Annotated in this window: 19 protein-coding genes; 5 read left to right on the forward strand and 14 right to left on the reverse strand. The window is 62.0% G+C overall.

The window, feature by feature from the left end; genetic code table 11:
• Positions 1-166: 166 nt before the first annotated feature.
• The 11 genes from tpx to M2400_RS20025 all read right to left on the reverse strand — a co-directional run bounded on the left by tpx (position 167) and on the right by M2400_RS20025 (position 11,391).
• A complete protein-coding gene (gene tpx / locus M2400_RS19975; protein WP_259197868.1) occupies positions 167-667 on the reverse strand; it encodes a thiol peroxidase in 501 nt (166 codons plus the stop codon).
• Between the two features lie 108 nt (positions 668-775).
• The gene (gene metC / locus M2400_RS19980; protein ID WP_259197867.1) at positions 776-3,490 is read right to left on the reverse strand and encodes a cystathionine beta-lyase; all 2,715 of its coding nucleotides are present in this window, start codon (positions 3,488-3,490) and stop codon (positions 776-778) included.
• A 25-nt stretch (positions 3,491-3,515) separates the two neighbouring features.
• Positions 3,516-4,163 (reverse strand): glutathione S-transferase family protein, encoded by a 648-nt coding sequence (locus tag M2400_RS19985; protein WP_177041704.1) that lies wholly within the window; start codon positions 4,161-4,163, stop codon positions 3,516-3,518.
• 132 nt (positions 4,164-4,295) lie between these two features.
• Positions 4,296-4,892 (reverse strand): cysteine dioxygenase, encoded by a 597-nt coding sequence (locus tag M2400_RS19990; protein ID WP_177041702.1) that lies wholly within the window; start codon positions 4,890-4,892, stop codon positions 4,296-4,298.
• Between the two features lie 16 nt (positions 4,893-4,908).
• Complete coding sequence (locus M2400_RS19995; RefSeq protein ID WP_177041701.1) at positions 4,909-5,733, reverse strand: amino acid ABC transporter ATP-binding protein; 825 nt, start codon at positions 5,731-5,733, stop codon at positions 4,909-4,911.
• Positions 5,720-6,403, reverse strand: coding sequence for an amino acid ABC transporter permease (locus tag M2400_RS20000; protein ID WP_177114627.1), 684 nt, complete (start codon positions 6,401-6,403; stop codon positions 5,720-5,722). The genes M2400_RS19995 and M2400_RS20000 overlap by 14 nt, the downstream gene beginning before the upstream one ends.
• The gene (locus tag M2400_RS20005; protein ID WP_177041697.1) at positions 6,393-7,127 is read right to left on the reverse strand and encodes an amino acid ABC transporter permease; all 735 of its coding nucleotides are present in this window, start codon (positions 7,125-7,127) and stop codon (positions 6,393-6,395) included. The genes M2400_RS20000 and M2400_RS20005 overlap by 11 nt, the downstream gene beginning before the upstream one ends.
• A complete protein-coding gene (locus tag M2400_RS20010) occupies positions 7,124-8,335 on the reverse strand; it encodes an aminotransferase class I/II-fold pyridoxal phosphate-dependent enzyme (RefSeq protein WP_259197862.1) in 1,212 nt (403 codons plus the stop codon). The genes M2400_RS20005 and M2400_RS20010 overlap by 4 nt, the downstream gene beginning before the upstream one ends.
• Positions 8,332-9,753 (reverse strand): FAD-binding oxidoreductase, encoded by a 1,422-nt coding sequence (locus tag M2400_RS20015; protein ID WP_177041693.1) that lies wholly within the window; start codon positions 9,751-9,753, stop codon positions 8,332-8,334. Before M2400_RS20015 ends, M2400_RS20010 begins: the two co-directional genes overlap by 4 nt.
• Positions 9,746-10,552: a transporter substrate-binding domain-containing protein gene (locus tag M2400_RS20020; protein WP_259197860.1), complete on the reverse strand. Its 807-nt coding sequence runs from the start codon at positions 10,550-10,552 to the stop codon at positions 9,746-9,748. Before M2400_RS20020 ends, M2400_RS20015 begins: the two co-directional genes overlap by 8 nt.
• 2 nt (positions 10,553-10,554) lie before the next feature.
• On the reverse strand, positions 10,555-11,391 hold the full coding sequence (locus tag M2400_RS20025) for a transporter substrate-binding domain-containing protein (RefSeq protein ID WP_177121558.1): 837 nt from the start codon (positions 11,389-11,391) through the stop codon (positions 10,555-10,557).
• A 240-nt stretch (positions 11,392-11,631) separates the two neighbouring features.
• Here M2400_RS20025 and M2400_RS20030 point away from each other — a divergent pair, with 240 nt between their 5' ends.
• Positions 11,632-12,492, forward strand: coding sequence for a LysR substrate-binding domain-containing protein (locus M2400_RS20030; RefSeq protein WP_371132002.1), 861 nt, complete (start codon positions 11,632-11,634; stop codon positions 12,490-12,492).
• A 3-nt stretch (positions 12,493-12,495) separates the two neighbouring features.
• Here the strand turns inward: M2400_RS20030 and dnaQ are convergent, their stop codons facing one another.
• From dnaQ to M2400_RS20045, 3 genes are all read right to left on the reverse strand, one after another.
• The gene (gene dnaQ / locus M2400_RS20035; protein ID WP_169389386.1) at positions 12,496-13,236 is read right to left on the reverse strand and encodes a DNA polymerase III subunit epsilon; all 741 of its coding nucleotides are present in this window, start codon (positions 13,234-13,236) and stop codon (positions 12,496-12,498) included.
• 70 nt (positions 13,237-13,306) lie between these two features.
• Positions 13,307-13,759, reverse strand: a complete 453-nt coding sequence (gene rnhA / locus M2400_RS20040; RefSeq protein WP_053255695.1) for a ribonuclease HI — start codon at positions 13,757-13,759, stop codon at positions 13,307-13,309.
• Positions 13,760-13,861: 102 nt separating this feature from the next.
• Positions 13,862-14,620 carry a class I SAM-dependent methyltransferase gene (locus M2400_RS20045; protein ID WP_010171669.1) on the reverse strand — a complete coding sequence of 253 codons (759 nt, stop codon included), beginning with the start codon at positions 14,618-14,620 and terminating at the stop codon, positions 13,862-13,864.
• A gap of 65 nt (positions 14,621-14,685) precedes the next feature.
• On the opposite strand from M2400_RS20045, the gene gloB reads away from it, so the two are divergent.
• The 4 genes from gloB to M2400_RS20065 all read left to right on the forward strand — a co-directional run bounded on the left by gloB (position 14,686) and on the right by M2400_RS20065 (position 20,849).
• A complete protein-coding gene (gene gloB, locus M2400_RS20050; RefSeq protein WP_177041688.1) occupies positions 14,686-15,453 on the forward strand; it encodes a hydroxyacylglutathione hydrolase in 768 nt (255 codons plus the stop codon).
• A 98-nt stretch (positions 15,454-15,551) separates the two neighbouring features.
• Positions 15,552-16,964: a lytic transglycosylase domain-containing protein gene (locus M2400_RS20055; protein ID WP_259197848.1), complete on the forward strand. Its 1,413-nt coding sequence runs from the start codon at positions 15,552-15,554 to the stop codon at positions 16,962-16,964.
• Between the two features lie 220 nt (positions 16,965-17,184).
• Positions 17,185-19,014: an extracellular solute-binding protein gene (locus M2400_RS20060; protein WP_259197847.1), complete on the forward strand. Its 1,830-nt coding sequence runs from the start codon at positions 17,185-17,187 to the stop codon at positions 19,012-19,014.
• On the forward strand, positions 19,011-20,849 hold the full coding sequence (locus M2400_RS20065; protein WP_177131382.1) for an extracellular solute-binding protein: 1,839 nt from the start codon (positions 19,011-19,013) through the stop codon (positions 20,847-20,849). Before M2400_RS20060 ends, M2400_RS20065 begins: the two co-directional genes overlap by 4 nt.
• Position 20,850 lies beyond the last annotated feature (1 nt).

Here is a 20,850-nt window from a genome sequence, read left to right on the forward strand (position 1 = left end):
CCTTTACCGGCTATTTACCTTGGATTACAACTTTTAACTTCTTTGCTTAGTCCATTCGCTATCCGGCTAAGCGTCTGAAGCACAAATAAAAACGGCCTGGACTAGGCCAGGCCGTAATACTGCATCACGCGTGTTACTGCAAAACGACAGTAATGCGTAGCAACAGTTACTTCAAAACAGCCAGGGCTGCTTCGTAGTTCGGCTCTTGGCCGATTTCGCTGACCAGTTCGCTGTGCAGTACGTTGTCATTTTCGTCCAACACCACGACGGCGCGGGCGGTCAGGCCGCGCAGCGGGCCATCAGCAATCGCAACACCGTAGTCGACAGCAAATGCCGCCTCACGGAAGTCCGACAGGTTCTTCACGTTTTCCAGGCCTTCGGCACCGCAGAAACGCGCCTGGGCGAATGGCAGGTCAGTGGAGATGCACAGCACCACGGTGTTGCTCACGTCGTTGACCTGAGCGTTGAACTTGCGAACCGAAGTGGCGCAGGTCGGGGTATCAACGCTTGGGAAGATGTTCAGCACTTTGCGCTTGCCGGCAAAGGTTGCCAGGGTTGCGTCAGACAGATCGCCAGCAGTCAGGGTGAAGTCTGGCGCCTTGGCGCCGACTTTCGGCAAATCGCCTTCGACCTGGACAGGGTTGCCTCGGAGGGTAACTTGAGCCATGAACGGAATCCTTCTAGTGGTGGTAGTGAAACGAATTTCAGGTGCCGAAGTTAAACACAAAGTTCGATGGGCACCTATGGTCGGACGCAAATTGTCATGGAGCGCAGCTCAACGCCCCGCCACCACGAACCCCCGCTGCAAATCCTCGATCAACGCTTCCACATCCTCCAGCCCCACATGCAGACGCACCACCGGGTTCAGTCCACGGTCGGCGGCGCTCTGGCGATCCTGGGTGTCGGCCAGGGTCACCAGGCTCTCAAAGCCGCCCCAGGACGCACCCAGGCCAAACAGCCGCAAGCCGTCGATAAACCGTTCGACATAACCGCCGTCCGCGCTGTTGAGTTCAAACGACAGCAAACCATTACTGCCGCTGAAATCACGCTTCCACAGCGCATGCCCTGGGTGCTCGGGCAAGGCCGGATGAAACACCCGCTTGACCTGCGGCTGCACCTGCAACCATTGCGCAATCGCCAGCGCCTGACGCTCGTGCACATCCAGCCGGGAAGCCAGGGTGCGCGCGCCACGCAGGATCAGGTAAGCATCGTCGGCGCTGACCGCATTGCCAAAGGTGTCGCTCATTTTTGCCAGGGCCGGCCATGCCGCTTGCGTGGTGCAGACGCTGCCCATCATCACGTCGCTGTGGCCGCCGAGGTATTTGGTCAGGGCCATGATCGAGATGTCGGCGCCCAACGCCAGCGGGCGGTACAGATAGGCCGAGCCCCAGGTGTTGTCCACCGCCAGCAGAATCCCACGCGGCTTGCACAGGGCGGCAATCGCGGGCAGGTCACACAGTTCATACAGCAGTGAACCGGGCGTTTCGGCGTAGACCATTTTGGTGTTGGCCTGAAGCTGCGCTTCCAGGCCGCTGCCGTCCGGGGTGAAATAGCTGACTTCGATACCGAACGGCCGGAGGAACTCGCGAGCCAGCTTGCGCACCGGCGAATACACCGCGTCGGTGATCAGCACGTGATCGCCGGGCCGCAAGTAGGCCAGGAACGTCTGCGCCGCTGCAGCGAGGCCGGAGCCATACAACCGTGTGCGGTAGCCGCCCTCGAGCTCGGTGACCAGGTCTTCCAGGGCAAACGCGGTGGGATTGCCACGCGCGCCGTAGCTCAGGACACGCTCGCTGTCACGTCGGGAACGCGCATCGCGCATCTGGGCCAGGTTGTCGAACAGCACGGTGCTCAGTCGGGTGATGGGGACGTTCACCGCCCGACCGCCATTGCCGCCTTCGGTACGCGCCGCATGAATCAGCCGGGTCCGCACCCGCGACGCCGGGGCCAATGGTTTGAGACTGGCGATTTCCGCCTCGCTCATCTGCGCCAGCAGGCCGATTTCCCAGGCCAGGTATTGGCGGGCAGCGTCCTTGTTGCCACTGTGGCGGTCGTGGGTGAAGAACAGGAAGTCGATGCACTGATGATCCGGTGGGGTTTGTGCGTCCTCAATCACCGGCAACCCGGCAGCGACCCACGCGGCATAGCCGCCGTCGAGCAAACGCACGTCCTCGCCCAACTCCAGCACGGCAAAAGCCGCCAGTGCCGGGTCATCAGCCAGCAGCACCAACGGGCGCACACCGGCGGCCAACAGCGAACGAATCGACCAGCGCGAACCGGCAATCCGGCCCTTGCGATGGGTCATGCTCGGGCGCAGGTCCACCAGGTCTACCGCGTTATCGTTCAAGGCATCCGCCAGCGCCTGTGCCGAGATCAATGGCAATGCCTTGAACGGCACCGCCTGCGTGACCGGCAGCGCCAGCCCACTCTGGACCCCCTCTTCCAGCACATACGCCTCATGCCCCAACTGCCGCAGCCAACTGGCGACAATCGGCGCACGCACGCCGTCGCTGTCCACCAGTACCACCCGCGCCTGACGCACGCCGATGTACAGGTCGGTGGACTGAATCAACTGCCCGCCCGGGGTATGTTGCGCCCCCGGCAGACTACCGGCGGCAAACTCTTCGGCGGTGCGCACATCGCACAGGAACAGGCTACGGGCCGAATCTGCCACCCATTGGCGAACCTGCTCCGCCGCAACGCTGACCACCCCGGCGCGCTCCGCCAATTGCCGGGCGGCCTCGCGCTGCTGCGCCAGATCAGTGGAGACCTGATCGGCATAACGCCGGGTGCTGCCATGTTCCAGCTTGAAGTCCGCCAGGTACCAACCCTGGGTACCGTTTTCCAACGCATACACCGGGTTCTTCACGCCCAGGTTGATCAACGTCTGGGCGCCGATAATGCTGCGGGTACGACCGGCGCAGTTGACCACGATCGGCGTGGTTTCATCCGGCACCAGGTCGTGCACGCGGTAGCCCAGCTCACCGTTGGGGCAGCAGATGGAACCCGGGATGGTCATCTTGCGGTATTCATCGAACGGCCTGCCGTCCAGGACCACCAGCGGCTCGCCCGTGGCCTGCCAGTCCGCCAGCTGCTGCGCAGTGACATGAGGCGTATGGCTGGCCTCTTCCACCAACTCGCCAAAGGCTTTTGACGGCACATGCACCCCGGCAAACAGTTGCAAGCCCGCTGCCTGCCAACCGTCCGCGCCGCCTTGCAGCACATGCACATGGCTGTAGCCCAACGCCTGCAAGCGCAACGCCGTGCGCGCAGCCACAGCGCCGCCATCCTGGTCGTAGATCACCAGGCGCACCTGAGGATTCGGCGCCAGACGCTGCACTTCCAGCTCCAGGCGGCTATAGGGCAGGTTCACCCCGTGGAACAGATGGGCCTCGCCGTATTGGCCGTGCTCGCGTACGTCGAACAGGGCGATTTCCTGGCCGTCGAACAGCCATTGTTGCAATTGCCCGGGTGTGATGGTCTGGCTCATGAAAATCCCGCAAAAAAGAGATGAATTACTGCAAGGCCAACGAGCGCTCGCCGGCGGCGACTTCACGCCCCTTGGCATACGCCCGCTGGACCGCCGGGCGCGCCTTGATCCGCAGGCGCCAGGCCTGGATGTTCGGGTAGTCCGCCAGGTCCTGGCCCTGGCGCAGGGGCTGGATCCACGGGAAGATCGCCATGTCGGCCACCGAGTACTCGCCCGCCACGTACGGCACCTCGGCCAAGCGCTGCTCCAGCACCCGATACAGGCGCGTGGCTTCGGCGTTCAGCAGGTCCAGGGCGAAGGGAATCGGTTCCGGGGCCTTCTCCTTGAACAGCTGCAACTGGCTCAGATACGGAGTGATATGCCCCACCTGCCAGAACAGCCATTCCTGGACTTTCTGACGCTCGGCGGTGCCGGCGGGCGGCAGGAAACGCCCGGCCTGGTCGGCCAGGTAATTCAGGATCGCCCCGGATTCGAACAGGCTCAGTGGTGCTTCAAGGCTGTGGTCGACAATCGCCGGAATCCGCCCATTCGCGCTGATGCGCTGGAAGCTTTCCTGCTTCTGCGCGCCTTCGCGGATGTTCACCGGAATCAGGCGGTACTCCGCCTCCAGTTCTTCAAGCAGGATGCCGACTTTCAGGCCGTTGCCCGTAGGCCAGTAATACAGATCAATCATAAAAACCCCTGGTGTGGGAGCTGGCTTGCCTGCGATGCAGGCGATGCGGTGAATCAGGTAACCCGCGTCGATGCAATCGCAGGCAAGCCAGCTCCCACATAAAGCGACTTTCGCCGCACATGAGCAGCGTTTTCAGGCATAGGCCCGGATTGAAGGCGCCATCTGAGAGGCGTTGTAGTTGAGAATCCGCCCGTCTGCTTCAACGCCATAACGGCCATTCAGGGATTCCAGCGGCAAGCCGTACAGGTGGAAGTGCAAGGTCGCCTGCTCACCCTCGACGCGAATCCCGTGCAGGTCTTCACCAAGGAACGAGATGGAAGTACCCGGCTGCACGATGACTTCTTTCTCGAGGGTCAAGGTGGTGAAGCCAGCGTCACGCCCTTCATCGTTGCGGCCATACACGTAGTTGATCTCCTGGCCTTCAACGGCGCTGATGATCGCCCAGGTTTCATGGTTGTGGGGGATGGTGCTTTTGCCCGGCAGCAGCGAGTTCAGGTACAGGGTCGGCGTGTCGCCATCGTCGTTCAGGCGATAACGGAACGCGGTGCTGCCCTGCCCCGGTACTGGCGCGGGGAATTCGCTGAAGTTGAACAGGTCCCGGCGCTCGGCCAGGGTTTCCAGCAGGCCGACGATTTCCACCAGGGCCGCGCGGTCTACGCCACGCTGGTTGATCACGCGGATCTGCTGCAGGAAGTCTTCGATAACGGCGGCACGGTTTGCGGTACTCATGACGAGGTTCCTCTTGTTAGACAGACAGGGTGTAGCGGCTCAGGTTGGTCAACAGGTACGGATCATTGGCGATCGGCGGACGGCGGCCCGGATCGCCCAAGGCATGGCGCAGGAACTCCTGGGTGCGTTCACTGGTGGGGCGCTGGAAGATCTGCTCGGCGCTGCCGTGTTCGACGATCACGCCGTTTTCAGTGAAGTAGACGATGTCGCTGATCTCTTCGGCGAAGCGCATTTCGTGGGTCACCAGCACGCAGGTCATGCCCTCTTCGGTCAGCTCGCGGATCACCGTCAGCACTTCACCGACGGTTTCCGGGTCCAGGGCCGAGGTCACTTCATCGAACAGGATCAGTTCCGGGCGCATGGCCAACGCGCGGGCAATCGCCACCCGCTGCTGCTGCCCGCCGGAGAGTTGGCCGGGATAGGCATCGGCCTTGTGCTCCATGCGCACCTTGGCCAGCAGCGCCCGCGCATCTTTCTCGGCATCACTGCGGTTGCGGCCGAGCACCTTGCGCGGGGCGATCACCAGGTTTTCCAGCACCGACAAATGCGGGAACAGGTTGTATTGCTGGAACACAAACCCGACGCGCTTGCGCAGCTCGATGCGCTGGGCTTCCTGGGTCAGGGTATCGACCCGGGTTTCACCCACGCGAATGGTGCCGCGCTGGGGCTGCAACAGGCCGGTGATGCAGCGCAGGATGGTCGACTTGCCCGAGCCCGACGGGCCGATGATCGACACCGCCTGGCCGCGGTGCACGTCGAGGTCGATGCCCTTGAGCACCCGGTTGTCACCGAACGACAGCTGCAAGTCCCGCAGGCTGACCAGGGGTTCAATAGAAGGCATAACGGCGCTCCAGGCGTTGGGTCAAACGGGAAATCGGGTAGCAATAGGCGAAGAACAGCACCAGCAGGCTCAGGTAGATCACCACGGTGAAGCCGGTCATGTTCACGGTGTTGCTGGCGATCTGTGCGGTGTCGATCACGTCATGCACGCCCACCAGCGACGCCAGGGCGGTGCCCATGGTGACCACCGCGTAAAGGTTCATCCATGGCGGCAACATGCGCTTGAAGCACTGGGGCAGGATGATCGAACGGAAGATCTGGCCACGGGTGAACGCCAGTGAACGCGCGGCTTCCCACTGGGTACTGGGGATTGAGCCGATGGCGCCGCGAAAGATCTCCGCCACGTTGGCACTGGCGGGCAACGCCAGGCCGATGGTCACCTTGACCCAGTCCGGGAACGACACGTAGCTGCTGCCGATGTGGATCTCGAACGGGAACACGTAGGTGGTGAAATAGATCAGCACCAGCCACGGCGCGTTGCGAAATACCTGCACCCACACTCGCGCGACAATGCCTGCGGGTGACAGGGCCAACGCTCCGATCAACAGGCCGAGCACCGAACCAATGGCAATCGCCACCACGCTGATCAGGATGTTCTGGCCAAAACCGCTGACCAGCGCCGGCGACCATTGCAGCAACGCCGACAGCACCGGGAATGAATCAATGGCCATAGCCGGGCATCCTCAGGCGCGCTTCCAGCCAGCGCCCCACACAATTGACGGTAAAACTCAGCAAGCCAAAAAAGCTCAGGATCAAAATCATCAGTTCCAGCACGTTGTCGCTCTGGGTCCAGATCATGATCGACGCGTAGGTGATATCGCCCACGGCAATGGCCGAGGCCACGGCAGTCATTTTCACCAGGTCGATCAGGTTGTTGATCAGCGACGGCAGTGCGAAACGCAGGGCCAGTGGCAACTGCACATTCCACAGCAATTGCCGGCTGCTGAAGGCCAGGGAACTGGCGGCTTCCAGGGTCACGGCCGGCACTGCCTCGATGCCGGCGCGCAGGGCTTCGGCGTGGAACGCGCCCTTGTGCAGCGAGATCACGATCACCACCCAGGCAAACGGCGTCAGCGGGTTGGCTGCGCCGACGGCCTGGGTCAGCAGCATGTTCAATACCAGGAATGCGCAGTACAACTGCACCAGGGTCGGGGTGTTGCGGGTGACTTCGATAAATACCCGCGCAGGCCGGGCCAGCCACGGGTTGCCCGAAGTCAGCAACGCCGCCAGGCTGATCCCGGCCAGCAGGCTGCCGACGATGGTGAACAGGCACAACAGCACGGTGGTCAGCGCGCCCTGCTCCAGGGTGCCGCGTTGATAGGCATCCAGCAGGAAGTTGTAGTTGAGGCCGATACCGGCCGCCCAGTGCACAAAAATCTCCAGCCAATGACTCATTCGTCGCCCCGCAACTTGCCGCAGGCAGCAGCAATACGGCGCCCCGCCTCGGCCACGCTGTCGGTCGCCGTGGCGATGGACAGGCGAAACCACGGCGACAGGCCGTAAGCGCTGCCCGCCACACCGGCCACGCCCTCCTCCAACAGGTAAGCGACGACATCGCCGTCATCCTTCAACTGCTGACCGTCCGGGCGATAGCGGCCGAGCAAACCGGCGCAGCGCACAAACACAAAGAACCCGCCTTGAGGCTCAAGCACTTCCAGGCCGTCGACGGTGCCGAGGGCCATCATCAGCAAGTCGCGGCGCAGTTGATAGGCCGCTACCTGCTCGGCCAGAAAGCCAAGCCCGCCGGTGAAGGCGGCCAACGCGGCGGCCTGCCCGACGGAAGACGCACCGGAGGTGGATTGGGATTGCACCACCGCCATCGCGTTGGTCAGGGTCTGCGGCCCGGCGCCGAAACCGATGCGCCAGCCTGTCATGGCATAGGTCTTGGACACGCCGCCCACCAACAGGCAACGGTCCTGCAAATCCGGCGCGACGTTCAGCAGGCTCTGGGCCGGGCGACCGTCGAAGCGGATGTGCTCGTAGAGTTCATCCAGCAGCACCAGCACCTGGGGATGAAGGCGCAACACCTCGGCCAGCGCGTGCAGTTCAGCCTCGCTATACACCGCGCCGCTCGGGTTGCCCGGGCCGTTGAGGATCAGCCAGCGGGTGCGCTCGTTGATGTGCTGCGCCAGTTGCGCCGGCAGCAGCTTGCAACCCTGCTCCAGCCCGCACTCGATAAATACCGGCTCGCCACCGTTGAAGCGCACGCTGTCGGGGAATGACGGCCAATACGGCGTCGGCACCAGTACTTGATCACCGTCGTCGAGGGTGGCGGCAAAAGCGTTGAAGATGATCTGTTTCGCGCCGTTGGCAATCACGATGTTCGGCAGCGCATAGTCCAGGTGGTTTTCTTCGGCCAGTTTTCGCTGCACGGCAATCCGCAGAGCCTTTACGCCAGGTGTCGGCGTGTACTTGGTGGCGCCTGCTGCAATGGCGGCATAGGCCGCTTGCTTGATGTGCTCCGGGGTGTCGAAATCCGGCTCGCCGGTGGTCAGGTCCAGAATGTCGCGGCCGGCGTCACGCAGTTCCGTGGCGCGGGATTTGGCCGCTGCATTGGCCGACAGCGACACGCGCTGCACGCGCTTGGACAAGCGAACGGTCATGGCTGCACCTCCAGGACTTTGCCGGGGTTGAGCAGGTTTTTCGGGTCGAGGGCGCGTTTGATGCGGCGCATCAGGTCCAGCTCCACCGGGCTTTTGTAGCGGCTAAGCATGCCGACCTTGCGCTGGCCAATCCCGTGCTCGGCGCTGATCGAGCCGCCGTGGGCATGGGCGCTGTCGTGCACCAGCAGGCTCAGGTCGGCGTAGTTGGCCATGTGTTCATCCACCGTTGAACCCAGCGGATGGGCCACGTTGTAATGCAGGTTGCCGTCCCCCAGGTGCCCGAACGTGAAGTTGCGCACGCCGGGAAAATGCACCTGCAACAGCGCATCGGTATGGGCCACGAAGGCGACGATTTGCGAGATGGGCACCGAGATGTCGTGCTTCATGTTGCGCCCGGCACGCTTCTGCGCCTCGCTCATGTTTTCGCGCAGCAGCCACAGCGCTTCGCTCTGCGCCAGGCTTTCGGCGATCAGGGCGTCAGCCAGCAGTGACTGCTCGAAGGCTTCACCCAGGACCGTTTCGAAGGCTTCGCGGGCGTGGGTTTCGCCGTGGTTATCCGACAGTTCCAGCAAGGCGAACCATGGCTGACTGGCTTTCAGGAATGGTTGCGGGCCTTCGGGAAACTGCTCGCGCAACAACGCCAGGCAATCGGCGCTGAGCAGTTCGAATGCGGTGAGATTGGCGCCAAAACCAGCGCGGGCGTGGGACAGGAACGCCACCGCCTGGGCCAACTCATCAAAGGCCAGCAGCGCGGTGGCCTGGGCCTTGGGCAGCGGGAACAACTTCAGGGTGGCGGCGGTGATAATGCCGAGGGTGCCTTCGCTGCCGACGTACAAATCCCGCAGGTCGTAGCCGGTGTTGTCCTTGCGCAAACCCCGCAGGCCATTCCAGATTTCGCCCTCTGCGGTCACCACTTCCAGCCCCAGGGTCAACTCGCGGGTGTTGCCATAACGCAGCACGGCGGTGCCGCCGGCATTGGTGCCGAGGTTGCCGCCAATGGTGCAACTGCCTTCGGCGCCCAGGCTCAGCGGAAACAGGCGACCGGCTTCACGGGCCACGTCCTGGATGTTTTGCAGGATGCAGCCGGCTTCGACGGTCAGGGTGTCGTTGTCGGTGTCGATCACGCGCACCCGGTTCATGCGGTCGAGCAACAGCAATACCGCGCGGCCGCTGGCGTCCGGTGTGGCGCCTGCCATCAGGCCGGTGTTGCCGCCCTGGACGACAATGGGCGCCTCCAGGGCCACACACGCACGCACCACGGCGGCGACTTCTTCGGTGTTGGCCGGGTGTACCACGGCGATCACCTGGCCGGTGTAGCGGCCTTGTTTGTCGGTGAGGTACTGGGCAGCGTCTTCACTGCGCTGCACATGGGCGGCGCCGAGCAACTGTTGCAGGGTGGCGAATAGCGGTTCACTCATGGCTGTACTGCTCATGCAAATCCCGCAGGGCCTGGGACGGTGGCATGCCGGTGCGCTCGCCGAGGGCGATCAGCCAGCCGCTGCGATGCCAGTCACGCACGATGGCGTCGAGCCTGGCCTGGGTGTCGTGCTCGCCCTTGCGAATCCAGATCACCGATTTGGACGGGATCAAATCCCCCGGCAACGGGATCTCGTAGCCGGACCATTCGGCATCGCCCAGCAGTGCGTGCATGGTCGGGCTGACGTGCACCGCCGCCACACAGCCATTGCCACGCAACGACAGCAGGGATTCGGACTGGCTGCGGAACGCCTTGATCTGCGCGCCGTAGGTTTCCTGCAATGGCTTGATGAAGTTGCTGCCCTGGGACACGCACACCGGCTTGTCTTTGAGGTCGGCCCACTGGGTGACGCCGGCGCCTTTGCGGATCAACGCCGCGCCGCCGACTTCTTCATAAGGCGTGGGCACGTAGTCGAGAATCTCGGCGCGCTCGTCGGTGTACTGCATGTTGGCAATCAGCACATCGACCTTGCCTTGCTGCAGGAACTGCACGCGGTTGGGGGCCAGTACCGAGACGGTCTTGGTCTCCACGCCCAGCGCCTGGCCGAGGCCCTTGGCCAATTCGACGTTGTAGCCCAGGTGTTCGCCGGTCTTGGGGTCGATGGTGCCAAACGGCGGGCCGCTGAGAATCACGCCGACGCTGATGGCGTGGCGTTGCTGGATTTTGTCGAGGGTGGCGTCGGCGTGGGCCAGGCCGGCACACAAAACCAGGCCGAGGGCGGTCAGGGATTTGAAATTCATGCTCAGGCGCCCTTGAACTGTTTCTGCAATTCCACCAAGGCCGGGGATGCCGGGGTGATGTGATTGCGGGTCTGGGCATCGATCAGCCAGCCGCTGCGGTGCAGTTCCTTGATGATCGGGTCGAGTCTGGCCTGGGTGTCGCTCTCGCCACGGCGGGTCCAGATCACCGACGGCGCCGGATTCAGCTCGGGGCTGAGGGCGCGGTAATCCTTCCATTCGGCGCTGTCGTTGATCAGCGGGTTGACCAGCGTCGAGTCATGCACCGCCGCGACGCAGTTGTTGCCGCGCAGGGCCAGCAGGGATTCGGAGGAGCTTTTGAAGGCTTTGATCTGTGCGCCGAGTTCGGTCAGCGGCTTGACGTAGCTGCTGCCTTGGGAGGTGCATACCGGCTGGTCCTTGAGGTCTGCCCAGCGGGTGATCTTGCTGTCCTTGAGCACCGCAGCGGTGCCGCCGATCTTGTAGAACGGCGTCGGTACGAAGCCAAGGATCTCGCCGCGCTCGGCGGTCCATTCCATGTTGGCGATCAGCAGGTCGACCTTGCCCTGTTGCAGGAACTGCACGCGGTTGGCTGGCAATACCGGCACCAGTTGCACTTCGGCGCCCAACTGGCGGCCCAGTTCGTTGGCCAGGTCGACGTTCAAGCCCTTGGGCTTCTGGGTGGTGGGGTCGATGCCGCCAAACGGCCCGCCGGACAACAGCACGCCGACCACCAGCACATGGCGCTGCTGGATCTTGTCCAGGGTCGCATCGGCCTGAGCCACCGCGCTGCCGCCCAGGGCAATCAATGCGCCCAGGACCACAGGCAACCTTCGTTTTACCGCCGCGCGCACAAAACCCATGGAACTCCCCTCATTAGCGATCGGCGTACCCCGACCTGATGTGGGGGCATGCTAGGGAGAGTGCCGGGGTAACGGAAATTCAAATATCTAATATCGTTATAACTTCCCGTATATGGACGCGCTGTTTTTTGGCCATATACTCGAAATCATTAGCCATCGTAAAAACTCGACGCGACAAAACATAAACATCTGTAATGTTTATCTTCGCACCCTTGATATAAAAAACGCCCTGGAATGGCCATGTCGACCCTCGATCTTGAACTGCTCCGCACCTTTATCGCCGTGGTCGACCACCACAGCTTTGCCGAAGCCGGCACCCACCTGGCCCGCACCCAATCCTCCGTCACCCAGCATATGCAGCGCCTGGAACAGCAAGTGGGGGTCAGCCTGTTTGAGAAACGCGGCCGGCAAAAACAGCTGACGGAACCCGGCTTGCAGTTGTTACGGCATGCGCGGCAGATGCTGTCGCTGAATGACGATGCGCTTAATTCCCTGCGGGAAAGCAGTCTCAGCGGCGTGCTGCGCATCGGCTCGCCCCACGACATCGCCGACACCATCCTGCCGCCGATCCTCAGCCATATCGCCCGCTCGGCGCCGCGCCTGCGCCTGGAAATCGACGTGGGCCGCAGCCCGTTCCTGATGGATGACTTGCACCGCGGCAAGGTCGACATGGTGATTTCCACCCGCGCCGATGCCAACCTGGAAGGCTTTGCGTTGCGCACTTCGCCGGTGTGGTGGATCTGTTCGGCGCAGTACATTCATTCGCCGAGCGAGCCGTTGCCGTTGATTCTGGTGGATGAGCCGAGCATCTATCGGCGCTATGCCCTTGAGGCACTGGAACGCGCGAACATCCCGTGGCGCCAGGCGTACCTGGCGTCGAACCTGATCGGGATCAAGGCGGCGACGCGCGCAGGGTTGGGCGTGACCCCGCGTAGCATGGAAATGCTCGGGCCGGACATGCGGGTATTGGGGGAGAACGATGGGCTGCCGAGGATGCCGGAGGTGACGTACTACCTGTGGATCCGCCCGAACACGGCGAACCCGATTGCGCGCAAGGCCTATGACTTGATCAGGGCCAGCCAGGGGCTGGCGCTGGGGTGACGATTATTGCTGGGTCAATTGGGTCCACAACGCCGGTGCGCCGGCGGATTTGGCGATCGCCTCCAGGCGCGCCGCGTGCTCGGCCATGTCCTGTTCGCTGGCGCGAATGATCGTGGTGGGCTGGCGATCCGCTGGCAAGCGGCGGATTTCCGAAGGGCGATTGCCCGAGCCTTCTGCCGAACCGTTGCCATCCGAAGCGTTGCCGGCCAGGGACAGGCTGGTCTGGCCGCCGGTCATGGTCAGGTAGACGTCGGCGAGAATCTCGGAGTCGAGCAAGGCGCCGTGGAGTTCACGGCCGGAGTTGTCGACGCCATAGCGTTTGCACAAGGCATCGAGGCTGTTGCGCTGGCCCGGGTGACGCTCACGGGCCATCATCAGGGTGTCGAGGATCGAGCAGTGCTGGGTAATGTCAGCCCGGTCGGTCTGACCCATCAGCGCGAATTCGTTGTTGATGAAGCCAACGTCGAACGCCGCGTTATGGATGATCAGCTGTGCGCCGTTGATGAACTCGAAGAACTCATCGGCCACTTCGGCGAACCGCGGCTTGCCCACCAGGAATTCGTTGGTGATGCCGTGGACGCCGATGGCGCCTTCGTCACTTTCCCGATCCGGTTGCAGGTAGACGTGGAAGTGCCGGCCGGTGAGGCGACGGCCCATCAGCTCGACACAGCCGATTTCAATGATCCGGTGGCCATCGGTCACCGGCATGCCGGTGGTTTCGGTATCGAGTACAACAGATCGGATGGCCATCAGGGTTCAGCTCTCAACGGTTTGGGACATTTCAAGGGGCGGGATCTTAACACGTCAACCGGCATCAGCTCTGCTTGTAGCCGCGCACGTCATCCACGCCACGGTTGGCCAACTGATCGGCCCGCTCGTTGCCGGGATGGCCGATGTGGCCGCGCACCCATTTCCAGGTGATGTTGTGGCGGTTGCATTGTTCATCGAGCAATTGCCACAGGTCGGCGTTTTTTACCGGTTCCTTGGCGGCGGTCTTCCAGCCACGCTTCTTCCAGTTGACCATCCACTCGTTGATGCCCTTCATCACATACTGGGAGTCGGTCACCAGCAACACATCGCAACGGCGCTTGAGCTCTTCAAGGCCGCGGATCGCGCCCATCAGTTCCATACGGTTGTTGGTGGTATTGGCTTCGCCGCCCCACAGCTCCTTCTCCACACCCTTGCATACCAGCAATGCGCCCCATCCGCCGGGACCGGGGTTGCCCTTGCAGGCGCCATCGGTGAAGAGTTCTACGGTATCGGTCATTTCACTGTCCATTAAAGCGGGATCCATCAAAGCGGGTTGCCGATAATCGACCGACAAAGGCCCGAGGTCGAGAAGCTCGACCTGAAATCAAAAAAGGGTTGTTTACTGCTCGCTCTGCTTGCGATTGACCTTGGCCATCGGCATCGGCACCAGCTTGCCCATCGGTTCGCGGCGTACCTGGCGCACCGGGCGCAGGCCAACGACGATCTTGCGCGCCACCAACAGGTAGAAGCCACCGCCGGACAATTGCCAGGCACCAGCCCTGCGCTCCCAACCGGCCAATCGCCCCTGCCACTTGGCAGACGCAAGCGGCGGACGATAGCACCCGAAGCGGCGTTTCTCCAGCGCAAAGCCCAGCAGGTTCAACCAGTCGCCCACCCGCGACGGCGAGATGCAGCGCGCCTGGCGCAACCCGTCATGGGCGAACACATGGCGCAAGCCCCAACTGCTCCAGGGGTTGATGCCGATGATCAGCAAATGGCCACCAGGGCGCACGCTGCTGGCCGCTTCACGCAGCAAACCATGGGGCGACAGGCAGAAATCCAGGCCATGCTGCAACACCACCACGTCGGCGGCATGCTCGCTCAACGGCCAGGCCTGTTCCTCGCAGACGATTTCAACCCCCGGCAACGGCGCCCCCAGGCGCACATTGCGTTGCACCTGGGGCGCCGACGGCGGGGTTTGCGCCGACGGGCCGTAATGCACCAGGTAACCACCAAAGAACCGACCCAGCTCGTCTTCGAGCATGCGCCGCTCTTCATCCAGCAAAAATTGCCCGATAGGCCCGGACAGCCATTCACGGGCGGCACCGATCAGTGCCAGCCACTCGGGATCGGCCTGGGCGAACGCTTTATCAGTCATTGCATTCTCCAACTCGCCAAGAAGTTCTAAGATGCACCAATGTGTTCAGCTTGGCGAATCAAAGAATGATACAGATCAGTGCCCTGCCCGCCTTCACCGATAACTACATCTGGTTGTTACAGGATCAGCCGAACAAGCGCTGTGCCGTGGTCGACCCCGGTGACGCCGCGCCCGTGCTGGCCTGGCTCCAGCAGCACCCCGACTGGACCCTCAGCGACATCCTGGTGACTCACCATCACCATGATCATGTCGGCGGCGTCGAGCAACTTAAAAGTGTTTCCGGCGCCACGGTCTACGGCCCGGCGAATGAAAAGATCCCGGCGCGGGATGTCGCGCTCCAGGATAACGACCGCATCACCGTGCTGGGCTGGGACTTCGAGGTGTTTGCCGTCCCCGGTCATACCCTCGGCCATATCGCTTTTTATCACCAGGGCGTGCTGTTCTGTGGCGACACCCTGTTCGCCGCCGGTTGTGGTCGCCTGTTCGAAGGCACTCCACAACAAATGCACACCTCCCTGGAACGCCTGGCAGCATTGCCGGCGAACACGCTGGTGTACTGCACCCACGAATACACACAAAGCAACCTGAAATTCGCCCAGGCCGTGGAACCGCATAACGCGGATATCGCCGAACGAGTGGAGAACGTGCGGCAACTGCGGGCCAACGGCGAGATCACGCTGCCTTCGACCCTGGCGCTGGAAAAACTCACTAACCCTTTTTTACGGACCTCTGAAACATCCGTTAAAGAAAAAGCGGACGAACGGAATGGGCGGGATAACCGGGCCGGGAGCGAGGTGTTTGCTAGCTTGAGGTCTTGGAAAGATACGTTCTAAGGGCGCGAAATTTAGTACGTAATTTCTGAATGGTTGACCGCAACCCAAGCGCTTTCTAGAATCGCCCGACATTTTTGCCCGGAACTTACTTCCAGCCAATGTCGTCATCTATTCGTAAAACCAACCATTCAGACGCATTGACCCGCCTGGCTCAAGCCGTGGCGGTGGCTGTGTCCGCTACTCTGGCGGGCTGCCAATCGACCAATTTTGCCGCACAATCCACCGTGCAACCCAAGCCAAACCTTACCGCCAAGATCAAGCAAAAACCCCTTTGGCTATCAGAGAAGCCAAGCCCGGAAGTGCCCCAGGATGTCTGGGAACGCATGCGCCGGGGCTTTCAATTGCAGGACGGGTTAGGCGTCAACCCGCGCATTGAACAGCAACGATTGTGGTTTGCCAGTAACCCTTCCTTTCTTGAGAACGCCGGCGAACGCGGCAGCCTCTACATTCATTACATCGTCGAACGCCTTGAAGAACGCAACATGCCTCTGGAGCTGGCGCTGCTGCCAGTGATTGAAAGCGCCTACAACCCAATGGCCTATTCCCGCAGCGATGCGGTCGGCCTGTGGCAGTTTGTTCCCGCCACCGGGCGCTACTTCAATCTGCGCCAGACCCGCGCCTACGACGGCCGCCGTGACATCACCGCCTCCACCACCGCGGCCCTGGACTATCTGACACGCCTGCATGACATGTTCAACGGCGACTGGTTGCTGGCACTGGCGGCTTACAACGCCGGTGAAGGCACGGTCAGCCGGGCCATTGAGCGTAACGAAAAGCTCGGCTTGCCGACGGACTACTGGAACCTGCCACTGCCCCAGGAAACCAAGGACTACGTGCCCAAGTTCCTGGCGCTGTCGCAGGTGGTGCTGGCCCCCGAGGCATACGGTGTCAACCTGAACCCGATTGCCAACACGCCGTACTTTGAAGTGGTAGAAATCAAAACGAGCATGGACCTGTCACGGGTCGCCGCGCTCGCCGAGATTGACGAAGACGAACTGTTCCAGCTCAACCCGGCCTTGAAGCAGCGCACCACCCTGGACGGCCCGCAGCATTTACTGGTGCCCACCTCCAAGGCGCAGTTGCTGGCCAGTAGCCTTTCGGCGATGAAGCCGGAAGAATTGCTGAGCATGCGCCCGAAAAAGCCGGTGTTCGACGATGTTGAGCACAAGGCCATTGCCGGTCGCACCCGCAACTACAAGGTGCGCAGCGGTGACAACCTGACCCTCATCGCCAAGGCCAACAAGGTCGAGGTGCATGACTTGCAGCGCTGGAACAAGCTCAATGGCCAGGCGCTCAAGGTCGGCCAGACCCTGGTGATGCAGGACACCCGCAAGCTGGTGGCCAAGGCTGACAGCAAGAAGCCGGTGCAATACAAGGTCAAGAAAGGCGATTCGCTGTACATCGTCGCCAAGCGCTTCAACGTCGAGATGCAACATCTCAAGCGCTGGAACCCACGCACTGGCCAGGCGCTGAAGCCGGGGCAGATGCTGGTGGTTTCCGGGCCTAGATAACACCGCAAACCCTGTAGGAGCGAGCTTGCTCGCGAAAAACGCAAGGGCACCGCGTTAATTCAGAATGCCAGCGTTATCGTTGGCGTCCTTCGCGAGCAAGCTCGCTCCTACAGGTTTAATCGATCCTCAGCCCATCCCACGGCGCCAGCCTTTTTCCAATCGGAACAAGCTGTTACTGTACGGCTTATAAAGCCCAAGCCGCCTGGATCGGATCTCTGACTTGAAGCGTCCCCTCCTTCTACTAATAAGTCTGGCCTTGAGCTTTTCCGCGAACGCGACCATTACCGAGAGCCACGGTTATGCGCAGTTCGGCCTGCTCAAGTATCCGGCCAAATTCACCCACTTCGACTGGGTAAACCCCGCAGCGCCAAAAGGCGGCACACTGCGGGTCATGGCATTTGGCACGTTCGACACCCTCAACCCTTATACCTTCAAGGGTTCCAGCCCGGTTTCCACCGCCAACTTCCTGCAATACGGGGTCAATGAGCTCAATGAGCCGTTGATGGTCGGCACCGGCCAGTACGCCCCTTCCGGCGATGAACCGACGTCCAGCTACGGCCTGATTGCCCAATCGGTGGAATACAGCGAGGACCGCAGCTGGGTGGTGTTCAACCTGCGCCCCGAAGCACGCTTCCATGATGGCAAGCCGATTACCGCCTACGACGTGGCGTTTTCCTATCGCACGCTGCTCACCGAAGGCCACCCGCAGTACCGCACCAACCTGCAGGAAGTGGCCCGGGTCGACATTCTTAACCGTCATCGCATTCGTTTTGTGTTCAAGCGCGCCGGCAATCCGCTGCTGATCCTGCGCCTTGGCGAGCTGCCGGTATTGCCCCAGCACTACTGGAAAAACCGTGATTTCAAGGCCACCACCTTCGAGCCGCCGCTGGGCAGTGGGCCTTACCGCATCACAAAGGTCTCGCCGGGACGCCAGCTGGTGTTCGAACGGGTCAAGGATTACTGGGGCAAGGACCTGGCGGTCAACCGTGGTTTCTATAACTACGACAAGGTCGAGGTGGAGTTCTACCGCGACAGCGACGTGGCTTTCGAAGCATTCAAGGCCGGCGAGTTCGATATCTATATCGAACACCAGGCGAAGAACTGGGCCAATGGCTACAACTTCCCGGCGGTCAACCGTGGCGAAGTGATCAAGGCGCAGATCGCCCACCAGATCCCGACCCAAAGCCAGGGCCTGTTCATGAACAGCCGGCGCCCGGCCTTCAGCCAGGCCAAGGTCCGCGAAGCCCTGGGGTTGATGTTCGATTTCGAGTGGACCAACCGCACCCTGTTCAGCGGTGCCTATAAACGCACCCTCAGCTACTACCCCAACAGCGAATTCTCCGCCACCGGCGTGCCCACCGGCCATGAGTGGCTGATGCTCTCGCCCTATCGCGACCAGTTGCCGGCCAACCTGTTTACCCAGCCGTTCAGCCTGCCCCAGACCGACGGCAGGGGCATTCCCCGGGACACCATGCGTCGCGCCCTCGCGCTGCTGGCCGAAGCCGGCTGGAAACTGTCCGGGCAGCGCTTGCTTAACAGTGACGGGCAGCCACTAAGGCTGGAAATCCTGCTGGTGAACCCGAACCTGGAGCGCATCCTGCAACCCTATGTCGAGAATCTGACAAGCATCGGCGTCGACGCCCGCTTGCGCACGGTAGACCGCGCACAGTACAAACAACGCCTCGATCAATTCGACTTCGACATGATTCTGATGACCCTCAACCAGACCCTCAGCCCCGGCCTTGAGCAGTGGCAGTACTTCCACTCCAGCCAGGCGGGGATCAAGGGCAGCAAGAATTACGCAGGCATCGCCAACCCGGTGGTCGACCACCTGCTGGACCAGCTATTGGCGGCGCAAACCCGTGAACAACAATTGGCCGCCGGCCGGGCGCTCGACCGCGTCCTGCTGTGGCAGCACTACAGTATTCCCAACTGGTACCTCAACTATCATCGCCTGGCGTACCGCAACCGGTTCGCCTTCGTCACCACGCCGCCCTACAGCCTGGGCCTGAGCGCATGGTGGCTGAAAGCTTCGGAGAAAGCCCAATGATACCTTTGCGTACTGCGATCCTTGGCAGCCTGCTGTTTTGCGCTGCGGCCAATGCGGCCCCGCAACATGCCCTGACCCTCTACAACGAACCGCCCAAGTACCCCGCCGATTTCAAGCACGTCGACTACGTCAACCCGGACGCCCCCAAGGGCGGCACCTTTCGCGAGTCCAGCATGGGCGGCTTCGACAGCCTCAACCCGTTTATCAGCAAGGGCGTGCCGGCGGACAATATCGGCCTGATCTACGACACCCTCGCCCAGCAAAGCCTGGACGAACCCATCACCGAATACGGCCTGGTGGCCGGCAAGATCGAAAAGGCCCCGGACAACAGTTGGGTGCGCTTCTACATCCGCCCCGAAGCGCGCTTCCACGACGGCCACCCGATCCGCGCCGAAGACGTGGTGTTCAGCTTCCAGACGCTGATGAAGGACGGCTCGCCGATCTACAAAACCTACTACGCCGACGTCGATGAAGTGGTCGCAGAAGACCCGCTGCGGGTGCTGTTCAAGTTCAAGCGCACCAACAACCGCGAACTGCCGCTGATCCTCGGGCAACTGACGGTATTGCCCAAGCATTACTGGGAGACTCGCGACTTTTCCAAGGGCAACCTGGAAATCCCGTTAGGCAGCGGCCCGTACAAGGTGACCGAGGTCAAGGCCGGGCGTTCGATCCGCTATGAGCGGGTCAAGGACTACTGGGCCAAGGACCTGCCGATCAACAAGGGCTTCTACAACTTCGATTACCGGGTCACCGATTACTACCGCGACAACACCGTGGCCCTGGAGGCGCTCAAGGCCGGGCAGTTCGATTACTGGCTGGAAATCAGCGCGAAGAACTGGGCCAATGCCTACAACACCCCCGCCGTTGCCCAGGGCCGCCTGATCAAGGAAGAAATTCCCAACGGCAACCCTACCGGCATGCAGGGTTTCGTGTTCAACATCCGTAAACCGATGTTCCAGGACGTTCGGGTGCGCAAGGCCATCAGCCTGCTGCTGGACTTCGAATGGAGCAACAAGCAACTGTTCAACGGCGCCTACACCCGCAGCCGCAGCTATTTCGAGAACTCCGAGATGGCCGCCACCGGCCTGCCCGGCCCGGCCGAGCTGGCGATTCTTGAGCCACTGCGAGACAAGATCGCGCCCCAGGTCTTTACCGAAGCCTTCGAGCCCTCGAAGACCGACGCCAGCGGCATGATCCGCACCCAGCAGCGCGAGGCTTATCAGTTGCTGCAAGAGGCCGGCTGGAAGATTGTCGACGACAAGATGGTCGACACCACCGGCAAGCCGGTGACCATCGAGTTCCTGCTGGCCCAGACCGAGTTCGAACGCATCCTGCTGCCGTTCAAGCGCAACCTGGCAGACCTGGGGATCGACCTGGTGATTCGCCGGGTCGACATCTCGCAGTACATCAACCGCATCCGCTCCCGGGATTTCGACATGGTGGTGGGCAGCTTCCCGCAGTCCTCCTCGCCGGGTAACGAGCAGCGTGAGTACTGGAAGTCATCCAGCGCCGACAAGCCTGGCAGCCGCAACTACATCGGCCTGAAGGATCCGGCCATCGACCAACTGGTGGAAGAACTCATCGACTCCGATTCGCGCAAGAGCCTGGTGGCCCACGCCAAGGCCCTGGACCGCGTGCTGCAGTTCGGCTACTACGTGATCCCCAACTGGCACATCAAGACCTTCCGCGTGGCGTATTGGGACCATCTCGGCCATCCGAAGGTCTCGCCACGGTATGACGTGGGCACCGCCACCTGGTGGAGCAAACCCGACGCCAAGCCGGCGATAACCGTGGACACCAACCAGAGCGCCGATCCGGCGAGCGGGGGCGACTGAG

Origin of the sequence: Pseudomonas sp. BIGb0558 (genome assembly GCF_024807515.1) — a bacterium.
In the GTDB taxonomy this organism is placed as follows: Bacteria; Pseudomonadota; Gammaproteobacteria; order Pseudomonadales; family Pseudomonadaceae; genus Aquipseudomonas; species Aquipseudomonas yamanorum_A.